Annotated in this window: 16 protein-coding genes and 1 other annotated feature; of the genes, 5 read left to right on the forward strand and 11 right to left on the reverse strand. The window is 45.2% G+C overall.

Annotation, left to right across the window (positions count from 1 at the left end):
• Window positions 1-69: 69 nt before the first annotated feature.
• From MHI53_RS17405 to MHI53_RS17420, 4 genes are all read left to right on the forward strand, one after another.
• The gene (locus MHI53_RS17405) at window positions 70-801 is read left to right on the forward strand and encodes a FadR/GntR family transcriptional regulator (protein ID WP_061142193.1); all 732 of its coding nucleotides are present in this window, start codon (window positions 70-72) and stop codon (window positions 799-801) included.
• 172 nt (window positions 802-973) lie between these two features.
• On the forward strand, window positions 974-1690 hold the full coding sequence (locus MHI53_RS17410; protein ID WP_061142194.1) for a (Fe-S)-binding protein: 717 nt from the start codon (window positions 974-976) through the stop codon (window positions 1688-1690).
• A gap of 22 nt (window positions 1691-1712) precedes the next feature.
• Window positions 1713-3143, forward strand: coding sequence for a LutB/LldF family L-lactate oxidation iron-sulfur protein (locus MHI53_RS17415; protein ID WP_340371825.1), 1431 nt, complete (start codon window positions 1713-1715; stop codon window positions 3141-3143).
• Window positions 3137-3841 (forward strand): lactate utilization protein C, encoded by a 705-nt coding sequence (locus MHI53_RS17420; protein WP_340373699.1) that lies wholly within the window; start codon window positions 3137-3139, stop codon window positions 3839-3841. The genes MHI53_RS17415 and MHI53_RS17420 overlap by 7 nt, the downstream gene beginning before the upstream one ends.
• A 64-nt stretch (window positions 3842-3905) precedes the next feature.
• Here the strand turns inward: MHI53_RS17420 and MHI53_RS17425 are convergent, their stop codons facing one another.
• Together MHI53_RS17425 and MHI53_RS17430 are read right to left on the reverse strand one after the other, a co-directional pair.
• The gene (locus MHI53_RS17425; RefSeq protein ID WP_061142197.1) at window positions 3906-4991 is read right to left on the reverse strand and encodes a M42 family metallopeptidase; all 1086 of its coding nucleotides are present in this window, start codon (window positions 4989-4991) and stop codon (window positions 3906-3908) included.
• Between the two features lie 64 nt (window positions 4992-5055).
• Entirely contained in the window at window positions 5056-5544 is a 489-nt protein-coding gene (locus MHI53_RS17430) for a dUTP diphosphatase (RefSeq protein ID WP_340371826.1), read from the reverse strand.
• A 109-nt stretch (window positions 5545-5653) separates the two neighbouring features.
• Between MHI53_RS17430 and MHI53_RS17435 the strand changes: the two genes are divergently transcribed.
• Window positions 5654-6037 (forward strand): sigma-w pathway protein ysdB, encoded by a 384-nt coding sequence (locus tag MHI53_RS17435; RefSeq protein WP_100532933.1) that lies wholly within the window; start codon window positions 5654-5656, stop codon window positions 6035-6037.
• A 48-nt stretch (window positions 6038-6085) separates the two neighbouring features.
• Here the strand turns inward: MHI53_RS17435 and MHI53_RS17440 are convergent, their stop codons facing one another.
• The 9 genes from MHI53_RS17440 to ytxC form a co-directional block, all read right to left on the reverse strand.
• Window positions 6086-6655, reverse strand: coding sequence for a VTT domain-containing protein (locus tag MHI53_RS17440; RefSeq protein WP_061142199.1), 570 nt, complete (start codon window positions 6653-6655; stop codon window positions 6086-6088).
• 64 nt (window positions 6656-6719) lie between these two features.
• Window positions 6720-6992: a DUF1294 domain-containing protein gene (locus MHI53_RS17445; RefSeq protein ID WP_340371827.1), complete on the reverse strand. Its 273-nt coding sequence runs from the start codon at window positions 6990-6992 to the stop codon at window positions 6720-6722.
• Between the two features lie 68 nt (window positions 6993-7060).
• On the reverse strand, window positions 7061-7420 hold the full coding sequence (gene rplT / locus MHI53_RS17450) for a 50S ribosomal protein L20 (protein ID WP_034309067.1): 360 nt from the start codon (window positions 7418-7420) through the stop codon (window positions 7061-7063).
• 35 nt (window positions 7421-7455) lie between these two features.
• Window positions 7456-7656 (reverse strand): 50S ribosomal protein L35, encoded by a 201-nt coding sequence (gene rpmI / locus MHI53_RS17455; RefSeq protein ID WP_034309070.1) that lies wholly within the window; start codon window positions 7654-7656, stop codon window positions 7456-7458.
• A gap of 34 nt (window positions 7657-7690) precedes the next feature.
• On the reverse strand, window positions 7691-8191 hold the full coding sequence (gene infC / locus MHI53_RS17460) for a translation initiation factor IF-3 (protein ID WP_057911473.1): 501 nt from the start codon (window positions 8189-8191) through the stop codon (window positions 7691-7693).
• A 98-nt stretch (window positions 8192-8289) separates the two neighbouring features.
• Window positions 8290-8426, reverse strand: a sequence feature (ribosomal protein L20 leader region).
• 127 nt (window positions 8427-8553) lie between these two features.
• Window positions 8554-9048 (reverse strand): GNAT family N-acetyltransferase, encoded by a 495-nt coding sequence (locus tag MHI53_RS17465; protein ID WP_340371828.1) that lies wholly within the window; start codon window positions 9046-9048, stop codon window positions 8554-8556.
• Between the two features lie 43 nt (window positions 9049-9091).
• Window positions 9092-9262 (reverse strand): hypothetical protein, encoded by a 171-nt coding sequence (locus MHI53_RS17470; protein WP_155645463.1) that lies wholly within the window; start codon window positions 9260-9262, stop codon window positions 9092-9094.
• Between the two features lie 89 nt (window positions 9263-9351).
• Window positions 9352-11283 carry a threonine--tRNA ligase gene (thrS, locus tag MHI53_RS17475; protein WP_340371829.1) on the reverse strand — a complete coding sequence of 644 codons (1932 nt, stop codon included), beginning with the start codon at window positions 11281-11283 and terminating at the stop codon, window positions 9352-9354.
• Window positions 11284-11700: 417 nt separating this feature from the next.
• Window positions 11701-12537 (reverse strand): sporulation protein YtxC, encoded by an 837-nt coding sequence (gene ytxC, locus MHI53_RS17480; RefSeq protein ID WP_340371830.1) that lies wholly within the window; start codon window positions 12535-12537, stop codon window positions 11701-11703.
• Window positions 12538-12564 lie beyond the last annotated feature (27 nt).

The raw sequence follows: 12564 nt of genomic DNA on the forward strand, positions 1-12564 counted from the left end.
GGGTGAAAGAACATTTGTGTTATATACTATTAACTAGAGAAACTCATAGAAAATAGAGGTGCTACTAACTTGGTATACAAAAAAATAAAGCCGAAAAAAATTTATGAAGTCGTCAGCGATGAACTTTATGAAATGATTCGGTCTGGTACCCTGAAGCCAGGTGAACAATTGGATTCCATCCAGCAGCTTGCGGAAAATTTCCAAGTCGGGCGCCCGGCCATCCGTGAGGCACTAAGTGCATTAAGCTCAATGGGCCTCATCGAAATCAAGCAAGGGGAAGGCACATTCGTGAAAACCTTCGACCCAGCCATCATGAATCATCCCTTGACTGCTGCGCTTTTGATGGATCAAGATAATATCAAGCATTTGCTCGAGGTTCGAAAAATCCTCGAATCCGGTACGGCAGAAGTTGCTGCGAAGAAACGAACGAATGATAACCTTACCGAACTGAAGAAAAGGCTTTCCCATATGAAAAATGTCTCCGACGATGAAGAATTGAGTGATAAAGCCGATATCGCTTTTCATGTTGCCGTCGCAAACGCTTCACAAAATGAGTTGCTGATTTCCTTGATGAACCACGTTTCAGAATTAATGACGGAAAAGATGCGGGATATCCGCAGGTATGCCTTATATTCCGAGGAAATGTCGCTTAATCAGCTCTATCAGCAACATGCGCGGATTTATGAGGCCATCGTTGACCAAGATGAAGCCGGAGCGCGTGATGCCATGCTGTTTCATCTGCAAAGTGTCGAGGAATCATTGGATGGGGTCATCAAAAAAAATCAACAAGGGAATCACTGATTTTTCCTGAATTTTCAAAAATACTCTATACAAACGGAGATAAAATTGATATATTATTTTGAAAATGATTGCTTCATGCAAAAACATTGGAAATTGGTATTCACCATTTCCTTTTTCTATTTTCCAGTCATCAGATGACCTGTTAACCTATTTGTTAAAGGAGGAGTACAAATTGAAAGTGACTCTCTTTGCGACATGCTTAGTTGATCTGTTTCATGCCAATGTCGGTAAAGCGACGGTGGAGCTGCTAGAGAGATTGGGCTGTGAGATCGACTTCCCGGAATCCCAGATATGCTGCGGACAGCCGGCATATAATAGCGGGTATACAAAGGATTCGAAGGAAGCGATGAAAAAAATGATCAAAACCTTCGCAGACGCTGAATACATCGTCACTCCTTCCGGCTCCTGTGCGGCGATGTTCAAGGAATATCCGGTTCTTTTTCAAGGCGATGTTGAATGGGAAAAGAAAGCTGTCTCTTTAGCGGCGAAAACCTATGAATTGACCCAGTTCATCGTCGATGTCTTGAAGGTCACCGATGTCGGGGCAACCTTCAAGGGAAGGGCGACTTATCATACTTCATGCCATATGACAAGGCTGCTTAACGTGAAGGAGGCCCCTGCGATTTTATTAAGCCATGTAAATGGCCTTGAGATGACCCCTCTTCCAGATGCCCAAAACTGCTGCGGATTCGGCGGCACGTTTTCGGTTAAGATGGGCGATATTTCCGGTCAAATGGTGGAGGAGAAGGTGTGCAATATTCAAGACACCGGGGCCGATTTTTTAATAGGCGGCGATGCAGGATGCTTGATGAATATCGGCGGACGCATCCAAAGGAAAGGGGAACCGATTCGGGTGCTTCATATTGCGGAAGTGCTGAATAGTAAATAAAGAAAGCAAGGAGGGAAAAACGATGGCAATGAAAACGAGCTCGGCCAAGTTTAAAGAACGGGTGGATGAAGGAATACATAATGATTTTATGCGCATGGCCGTATCGAGTGCCCAAGAACGATTGCATGGACGGAGGCTGACGGCGGTTGATGAATTGGGCAATTGGGAGGATTGGCGTTCCCTTGGGCAAGAAATCCGGCAGCATGTCCTCGCCAACCTTGACTTCTATTTGCACCAGCTTGCAGCAAATGTTTCGAAACGGGGCGGTCACGTTTTTTTCGCGGAGACGGCTGAAGAAGCAAGCGGTTACATCAAGGATGTGATTGTGGATAAGAAGGCCAAGAAAATCGTGAAATCCAAATCGATGGTCACGGAAGAGATCAATTTGAATGCTTCCCTTGAAGCGATTGGCCTCGATGTCGTGGAAACGGATCTTGGCGAATACATATTACAGGTGGATGATCATGATCCCCCTTCCCATATCGTCGCACCTGCCCTTCATAAAAATAAAGAACAAATTAGGGATGTTTTCAAAGAGAAGCTTGCCTATACCCAAACCGAAAAACCGGAAGAACTAACTGCCCATGTCAGAGGCATCCTCCGAAAGGATTTCCTAAGCGCCGATGTGGGGATTACGGGCTGTAATTTTGCAATAGCGGAAACGGGCTCGATCGGTTTGGTGACGAATGAAGGGAATGCCGATTTGGTCACCGCCCTTCCCAAAACGCAAATTACCGTGATGGGAATGGAACGGCTCGTCCCCACTTTCGATGAATTCGAGGTCCTTGTCAGCCTCTTGACAAGAAGCGCCGTCGGTCAACGATTGACCAGCTACATCACTGCTCTCACCGGACCGCGAGATGAAGGCGATGTCGACGGCCCCGAGGAATTCCATCTGGTGATCGTCGATAACGGACGTTCCTCCATATTAGGAACCGAGTTTCAATCCGTCCTGCAATGCATCCGCTGTGCTGCCTGCATTAATGTATGCCCGGTTTATCGCCAGGTTGGCGGCCATTCATACGGATCCATTTATCCAGGGCCAATCGGGGCCGTGCTATCCCCCTTGCTCGGAGGATATGATGATTTCAAGGAGCTTCCATATGCGTCGACTCTCTGTGCAGCCTGCACAGATGCCTGTCCGGTTAAGATTCCGCTTCACGATCTACTAAGAAAGCATCGTGAAGTCATAGTGGAAAAGGAAAAAATGGCTCCATTTTCAGAAAAGATGGCGATGAAGGCATTCGGGATCGGGGCAGCTTCCCCCATGCTTTATAAGTTCGGTTCCAAAATGGTCCCTTCTGCCATGTCTCCTTTCAAAACGGGAGACAGCATCTCAAAAGGGCCGGGACCGCTGAAAAATTGGACGGAAAGCCGTGAGTTTCCTGCGCCAGGTAAAGAGAGCTTTCGGGACTGGTTCAAACATCGTGAGAAGGGGGGAAACCCATCATGAAGGGGACCATCCATAATGAAGGGACGTTCTTAGCCAATATTGCCAAAAAACTAGGAAGGCCTCTTATAACCGAAGGGATTTCACCGCCCGTTTGGAAGAACGCCCCTCAAAGGGAGGTTTTGAAACATGCGACACCAAATGATCTTGTCGAGGAATTGCAGGAACAATGCAAACGGGTCCATACCGATTTTCACCTGACCGATACAACGCAAGTGAAGCATCGGTTGAATCAGGTGATCGAGCAGCTTGGTAACGGCCCCTTGATCATCCCGAACGACGATCGATTTTCAGAGTATGAATTGGATGAATTATTATTGGAAAAAGACACGTTTGTATGGGACCATCACGCAGGCAGAAAAAACATCGAAAAAGCCGAGCGTGCAAACATCGGAATCACATTCAGTGAAATGACGCTGGCAGAATCAGCGACCGTTGTCTTGTTCAGTAGCAAAGATCATGGCCGATCCATCAGCTTCCTTCCCTCCTGCCATATTTCGATCATCCCGAAAAGCACAATCATTGCGCGAATGACCCAAGCTGCAGCGGCCATCCGTTCAAAAGTCGCCCGTGGTGAAGTCGTTCCTTCCTGCATTAATTTCATAACGGGACCGAGCAATTCGGCCGATATCGAAATGGATCTTGTCGTTGGCGTCCACGGGCCCATCAAGGCAGTCTATATCGTCATCGAAGATAAATAGATGTTAGTAATAGAAAAGGGAGTGGACTTTTTTCACGTCCACTCCCTTACTATTTTTCCCGATATTATTCGTAAATGATTCGATCTACGGCTTCACGGTCCAAGCGTTTGATCACTTCGACAATGAGCTTGACCGCATTCTCGTAATCGTCCCGGTGCAGCATGGCTGCATGCGAATGAATGTAGCGGGTTGCAATCGTGATCGCCAATGCAGGCACTCCATTCGCCGTCAAGTGGATGGAGCCGGCATCTGTCCCACCGCCTGGAATCGATTCATATTGATAAGGAATATTCATTTCATCGGCCGTGTCGGTGACGAAATCGCGCAACCCCTTATGTGCCACCATCGATGCATCATATATGACGATTTGCGGGCCGTCCCCCATTTTACTCATCGCTTCTTTATCGGATATCCCCGGTGTATCACCAGCAATGCCGACATCGACGGCAAAACCGATATCCGGCTGGATCTTGAATGTCGATGTTTTCGAGCCGCGCAGTCCCACTTCTTCCTGCACCGCACCGATCCCGTAGACGACATTGGGATGTTCGCTATCCTTCAGCTGCTTCAGCACATCTATGGCGATGGCACAGCCAATGCGATTATCCCAAGCTTTGGCAAGCAGCATCTTTTCATTATTCATGACCGTGAACTCAAAATATGGCACGACCATGTCCCCTGGCTTGACGCCCCATTCTTTAACTTCTTCCTTGCTTGATGCCCCTATATCAATGAACATATCCTTAATATCGATTGGCTTTTTCCTCGCCTCGGCTGACAGGATATGCGGCGGTTTGGAACCGATGATGCCGGTTACATCGCCTTTACCCGTCACGATCGTCACGCGTTGGGCAAGCATCACCTGCGACCACCAGCCTCCTACAGGCTGAAAGCGCAAAAATCCTTTTTCATCGATTTGGGTGATCATGAAGCCAACTTCGTCCATATGGCCAGTGACCACGATCTTCGGACCGTTTGCGTCACCCGTCTTCATGGCAATCAGGCTTCCCAACCCATCACTGGAAATTTCATCGGCATAAGGTGTTATGTATTCAGCCATCACGTTTCTTACTTCACTTTCATTGCCTGCAATGCCTTTGGCATCCGTTAAGTCCCGCAGCATTCGTAACGTTTCATCCAATTGAGCCATCCTTTTACCTCCCTATTCCTTACATCACAAGGATAATTATACAAAAAATCGATTGCATAAACAATCAGTAGCCTTGCTTTTGGCGTTCATAGTTCACTTCATTCTTGCTCACGTATGCCTGTTCCACATCCGCTGCGGAAAATCCGAGCATCTCCCCTAAAGATAGATACTCCGCAAATACCTTTTGATACGATGATTCGGTCAACTTTGTACGGAATTCACTGATATAGCCATAAATCGCAATGAATTGAGCCGTCAGATCGGCCTCGTGCTTTTTGGAGTCCGATCGGATTTCCGGTACGAAACCAAGTTCGATCCCGAGTGACAGAATGAAATGAATGCCATCCACGTATTCAGCCAATATCGTCTCTTTCTCGGCAGGACCTTTAAGGCTCCAGAATTTAAAGCATCTCGTTTCATTGGCCAGCTCCCCAAGCTCCACCAGAAGGGCGAGGACCTTCCGTTCAATCAAGTTTTCAGCACCCAAATCATGCTTCGCTTGAATATGTTCATCCAAACCCGCCTGCATGTCCAATAATTTTCCTATGTTCATTTTCATCACTACTTTCTGTCATCATCCATTAAATTATAACAAATAAATGAAACTTATTAAAAACCCATACGTAAATGAAGGGAATCACTCTGTTTAGGGAGGTAGCTCCATGGTATTGATCATGCGGTTCGTTCTTTTGGCTCTTATCATCTTCTTCATATACACAGTCATCAAATACCTATCGAACCCGAAAAGAAAATTAGAGCTGGCACATGAACAGAAAAAGTATTTTCTTCTCGACGATACAGCCAATATCCGCAAGAATTTTTTGTTGACGTATAACGGGGTCATGTTTGAAGGGGAAAAGTATTTGGGAACGACGGAACGCTCCTTCGAGATCATATCGATCTTCATATGGCCTAAAACGGTCGCCGGATTGAAAGGCTTGAAGAGAAATGACTTCTTGAAAATCGAGACAGCGATAAAAAAACAATATCCAGATGCGGTTATCGATTGGAAAAGTCCGGTTAAGGAATTTTTGAAAAAAGAATGACAGGCACGCATGAAGAGCCTTGAGGGAAATGCACTCAAGGCTCTTCATCTATTCATGTGATCGGAAGAATTCCTTCCAGGGGACGACGGTTTGCTTCTCCCTCAATAAATAGAGCAAGACGGTTAGGGATAATAAAATGATGACGATCAGCGTCGGGCTGAAATCTGCAATATAGTGGCCAAATACCGTGTAGACGAAGGCAACGGGGATATTGGTCATGAAGGATAGGTAAAAATAATTTTTCAACCCTTTATTCGATTCCAATAAGCATAGCGACAATAAATAGAAATGGATGAACGGGATGAGCCGCAGCACGGCAATCTGCCGGCTGTTCAGCTTCCGGTTTCCGAATAGCTTATTCTTAAGCCGCAGAAGCTTATCCTTGGTTTTTGGAAATTTGCCTATCACGAAATAAAAGACCATGCTCGATAACGTCAAGCCGATTATCGAATAAATGGTTCCGAAAGCTGCCCCGAATAACACCCCGCCTGATATGCAGACGACAATGACGGGAATGAATAAAAATTGCCGTAACAAATGAAACGTGATAAAAATCAATGGTGCGAACACACTGCCGGATTGGACGTAGCTCATCACAAGTGTCAGTTTATCATTCATGTTCTCCCTCCAGCTACTCTTTGCTGCTTCCTTCAAGCATATACATTAAATGGGCTTCATATGACTATTGAATGAATATCTTGATGATTAAGCCTAACTGGATGACCATCAACAGGGGCAGGCCCCATTTGAATGCAGCATGCTTCGTCTTATGGCGAAAATGCCTCATCCCCAAAAATGATCCTGTCCCTCCGCCGATGAACGCCCAAAACCATAGTGTCTTTTCACTGATCCGGTATTCACGGGCACGCGCTTTCCTTTTGTCGATTCCCATTATCGCAAATCCGATGATGTTTGTGATGACCATATACGCCACGATGATCCAAACTCCCTGCATCCCGATTTCCTCCTTTTCTATGTAAAAAGCCACCCTCTAGAATAGAGAGTGGCTGATATCAGTCAGACTTATTTGTCTAATTGTTGTTTAGCAGCAGTTGCTAATTGAGCAAAAGCTTGTTCGTCAGCAACAGCAAGATCAGCAAGCATTTTGCGGTTCACTTCGATACCAGCAAGCTTTAGACCATGCATTAAACGGCTGTAAGAAAGACCGTTGATGCGTGCAGCTGCGTTGATACGAGTGATCCAAAGTTTGCGGAAATCACGTTTCTTTTGACGACGGTCACGGAAAGCATAGTTTCCTGACTTCATTACTTGTTGGTTAGCTACTTTGAAAAGAATATGTTTCGCGCCATAGTAACCTTTAGCTAATTTTATTACCTTTTTACGACGTTTGCGAGTAACAGTACCGCCTTTTACACGTGGCATGTTATTTCCCTCCTATTTAACTCGATAAATCGAACTTATTTAATGTTGTCTAACATATGACGAATACGTTTGAAGTCACCTTTGCTTACAAGGCTAGCTTTGCGAAGCTTACGCTTTTGCTTAGTAGATTTGTTAGCAAATAAATGGCTTGTGTAAGCGTTAGAACGCTTAAGTTTGCCGGATCCAGTCTTTTTGAAACGTTTAGCAGACCCGCGGTGAGTTTTCATTTTAGGCATAAGGTATTCCTCCTCATTACAAATTACTTTACAATTACTTTTCAGCTTTTGGTGCTAAGATGATGAACATGCTGCGTCCATCCATTTTTGGATGTTGCTCGATTGTAGCCACTTCTTTACATGCTTCAGAAAAACGAACGAGTACACGTTGACCAATTTCCTTATGCGTAATGGCACGTCCTTTGAATCGGATAGAAGCTTTTACTTTATCGCCTTTTTCAAGGAATTTAATACCGTTGCGAAGCTTCGTATTGAAATCATGCTCTTCAATCGTCGGGCTCAAGCGAACCTCTTTCAGACTGATGACCTTTTGATTCTTACGTGCTTCCTTGTCTTTCTTTTGCTGCTCGAAGCGGTGTTTTCCGTAGTCCATAATCCGGGCTACCGGAGGCTTTGCATTTGCAGCAACTAAAACTAGATCAAGATTTACACGAGCGGCAATTTCCAATGCTTCGAATTTCGTTTTAATTCCAAGTTGTTCTCCGTTTTGGTCAATAAGACGAACTTCACGGGCTCGGATGCCCTCGTTTACCATCGCGTCTTTACTAATAGTTAGCCACCTCCAAAGATATTGGCGAATACGAATATTTGAATCAATTCGGTCACGCTCACAACTCGCTTACAGGATATAATCATAATAAAAAAGTGTGGATGCATGCTGCACCCACACTGATAGACTCATTCAGAAAGATCCAAATAATCAAATCATGACCTGTTAACTGCATTGCTTGCGTCAACCAGGTGAGAAGCGGGTGCTTCTTCTTTTCCTCAAACACGTATTCAATTCACTTTAGAAATATATCATAAACACTGATGACTTGTCAAATGCTAATTTTATTCGTTTTTCACAACAAAATTAATATTATCAGACATTCTGTTATTTGACAATACGTTTTTTCAAAGTAATTTGGACAAAACATATTCATCATGATACTTTCCATCAAAAAACAGCGATTCACGCTTTACGCCTTCTTGTTCAAACTCCATCTTAGCATACAGCGAGAGGGCATGAACATTATTTGCGATGACGGACAATTCAAGGCGCCGGATTCCGTTTAGGCGGGCAAACTCCTCCATTTCCTGGAATAGACTCGACCCGATGCCTTTCCCCCGCTCACCTTCCTTAATGCCGTTGACGATCTTGGCTGAATGCCTCGTTCTTTCGAGCCCGTTCCCGACTAACAGTAAATAACCATGCAAATCATGGCCGCTTGCAGCAACAAGGAATACGGAATGGGGATTTTTTTCGATTTGCTCGATTTGTTTTTCCATTTGGATGTTCGTCGCTTTTCTTTCACCGGGGTTGAACAGCATAAACCCTGAATCTTCAACATGATTGAACAAAGCTGCCAACTCCTCCGCATCTTTCCGCGAAGCCTTTCTGATTTCCATTTGCCGCCGCTCCCCCTTTGCTTGATAACGAGTTAGTCAAATGTTACGAGTTTTCTTTTGCTTTCTTCTTTTTCTCGATCGAGTCCCAAGAAAAGAGGATGATCCAAAAAAGCAGGACCGGGACGATCGCATACTGGCGGTAATCGTCCAACACCAATAAAATGATGATGGCAAGAAATGTTGGCCCGAATAGATATGAGAATTTCTTCTTCATTCTGACCCTCCTTTTCAATGTTGTGGTGGTCTCCTTTTATCATGACTGAATGAAAAGAGGGACACAACTTATGTGCCCCTCTTTTGCCATTAGCGGCTTACTTCCGCTTTAATCGCTGCAACGAAATCTTCAAAAGCGATCGTTTCCGATTTTTGTTCACCGTATTTGCGCACATTCACACTGCCTTCTTTGGCCTCATTGTCGCCAACAACCAGCATGTAAGGGATTTTTTGCATTTGCGCTTCACGGATCTTGTAACCGATTTTCTCGTCACGTGTATCCAGATCAACCCGAATGCCTTGCGCTTTAAGTTTTTCCTGCACATCTTTCGCATAATCCAAATGCACTTCAGGAGAGACCGGAATCACTTGTGCCTGGATAGGCGCCAGCCAAGTCGGGAATGCTCCCTTATATTCTTCGATCAAGTATGCGACGAAGCGTTCCATTGTCGAAACGACACCGCGGTGGATGACGACCGGACGGTGCTGCTTGCCATCTTCCCCGACATAGTTAAGATCAAAACGCTCAGGAAGCAAGAAATCAAGCTGAACAGTGGAAAGCGTTTCGTCCTTTCCTAAGGCTGTACGCACTTGAACATCAAGCTTAGGACCGTAGAATGCCGCTTCACCTTCCGCTTCGAAATAATCCAATCCAAGCTCGTCCATGGCATCTTTTAACATGCCCTGCGCTTTTTCCCACATCGCATCATCATCAAAATATTTTTCTGTATCTTGCGGATCGCGATAAGACAAACGGAATGAATAATCCTTGATATCGAAATCTTTATATACCTCGAGGACAAGGTTGACAACACGCTTGAACTCTTCTTTGATTTGATCGGGACGGACGAATATGTGCGCATCATTCAATGTCATCCCGCGTACACGCTGAAGGCCGGAAAGCGCACCTGACATTTCATAGCGGTGCATCAAGCCAAGCTCGGCGATCCGGATTGGCAGTTCGCGGTAACTGTGGATACTGTTTTTATATACCATCATGTGATGCGGGCAGTTCATCGGACGTAAAACGAGCTGTTCGTTTTCCATCTCCATGACCGGGAACATGCCGTCCTGGTAATGATCCCAGTGTCCGGATGTTTTATATAGGTCCACGCTTCCCATTACAGGTGTGTAGACATGGTCATATCCCAGACGTTCTTCCTTATCGACGATATACCTTTCGATCGTCCGGCGAATGGTCGCGCCTTTCGGCAGCCACATCGGCAGCCCTTGCCCGACTTTTTGTGAGCTCATGAACAAGTCCAGTTCCTTGCCGATTTTCCGGTGATCCCGTTCCTTGGCTTCTTCGAGGAAGCGCAGATGCTCGGCCAATTCTTCTTTCTTATAGAACGCCGTTCCGTATATACGCTGAAGCATTTTGTTTTTGCTATCGCCTCTCCAATAAGCACCAGCGATGCTCAAAAGCTTGAATTCCTTGATCTTCCCAGTTGATGGAACGTGAATTCCGCGGCAAAGGTCAAAGAATTCCCCTTGCTCATAGAGCGTTACTTGCTGATCGGCAGGAATCGCATCGATCAGCTCCAATTTATACTCATCGCCAATTTCTTTAAAACGGGAAATGGCTTCATCACGACTGACCTCGATACGGGAGATTTCCAAGTTCTCATTAACGATTTTCTTCATTTCTTTTTCAATCAATGGAAGATCTTCGGGAGTCAATGATTCCTCTAAATCGATATCATAGTAAAAACCGCCCTCGATGACTGGTCCCACACCGAATTTAGCATGTTTGTACAAGCGCTTGATGGCTTGGGCCATTAAATGAGCTGTACTGTGACGCAGCACTTCAAGTGCATCCTGTGCGTCCTGTGTGACGATTTCAATCGTCCCGTCCTCTAAAAGCGGACGTTTCAAGTCATATAATTCCCCATTGAATTTTCCGGCAATGGATTTTTTCCTTAAGCCAGGACTGATCGATTGCGCGATTTCTTCAGTTGTTGTGCCTTTGGCAAACTCCTTAACCGCTCCGTCAGGAAAAGATATTTTCAATAATTCAGACATTCAGTTTCACTCCCTCTAATTGTTCAGACAAATTCCTTGCAGGCGGCTGATTCCAATCCAACACAAAAAGCCCGCCCCTGTATAAATACAGGGACGAGCTTAGTAATAGTAATCATTAACCCGCGGTTCCACCCTCGTTCCATTTTGCTTTTCAAGGCAAAACGGCACTTGTAACTTGGTAACGGCAGCTTCCCGTCAGCTCATATTCGCAAGAATGCCTGCTTTCCGAGCCGAAGTTTAAAGGTGGTAAGTGTTCCATGCGAATAGGAAGCTTTCAGCCTGATGGCTTCCCTCTCTGCAAATCGAATATCAGAATACCCTTGTCCTCATCATAACTTTTGTTTTTTAATAGTATGTAGGAAATTATAAGTTGTTATACGGGGAAAATCAAGGTTAATTTTCTCTTTCCGAAGAAAGTTATTCATTTGCACGGGAAAATGACGAAAGTGGCAGAACGGTCGCCCGCTCTTCAAAAATCCTTGAGATCGTTTGAATCAGCCCCTCTTCCTTGTCATCCGTATAGATGTATAAGTTAACGGGTGCGATCGATAACAGCGGGGCCAGTATCACCGTGTCGAGAAAAAGTGAACTTTTGGCAAGCAGTCTCCTATCGATTAAACTATTGATTTTCGGGCGGTCGAGCTTGGTGAATCCTTGATCATAGAAATGAAAACCATCACGGTTGACGAGGTGAAGCTTTGTTAATTTCGGCTCTTGGCCAAAAAGGCAATCACGGAGCGTAGCGATGAAATTTTGATAGTCCTGTTCCAATTTATATTCATCAATCGCCTTGACTACATACTTCTCCAACGTGTGCTGGAATGACTTCAATCGGAAGGTCGTGAAGGAATCGAATGAAAAAGATACCCTCCCCTCCAAAATGCTTTGCAGTCCCTGCTCGATCGAGCGTTTCTCCGTTCTGAATGCCGCATCCCCCTTCGCGGACCTTTCCCCTTCAATGATGGATGAGGCAATTTCAATGATTGCTTCGATTTCTTCCCGCTCCCTATAGAAAAACTTCCCGACGATGATTTGCTCAAGTACGGATAGCGTCTTTTCTTCCAATAAAAATGAATGGAATGAGTCACGAAGCAGGATCAGCCACTTTTCACCTGAAGACTCTGTCATGTCCACATGCATGCCTTGCTGCGGAAGAAATCGAATGTATGGTCGAAATTCTGCCCCTAATGGATGGACAGAAACGAAATCCAGCAATTTCAATGCCTCTGAATCATTTTGAAACGAAATTTGCACTACGACATCCCCCCTTCCCCCTTGCTC

Origin of the sequence: Peribacillus sp. FSL E2-0218, from assembly GCF_037992945.1 — a bacterium.
Taxonomy (GTDB): domain Bacteria; phylum Bacillota; class Bacilli; order Bacillales; family DSM-1321; genus Peribacillus; species Peribacillus simplex_B.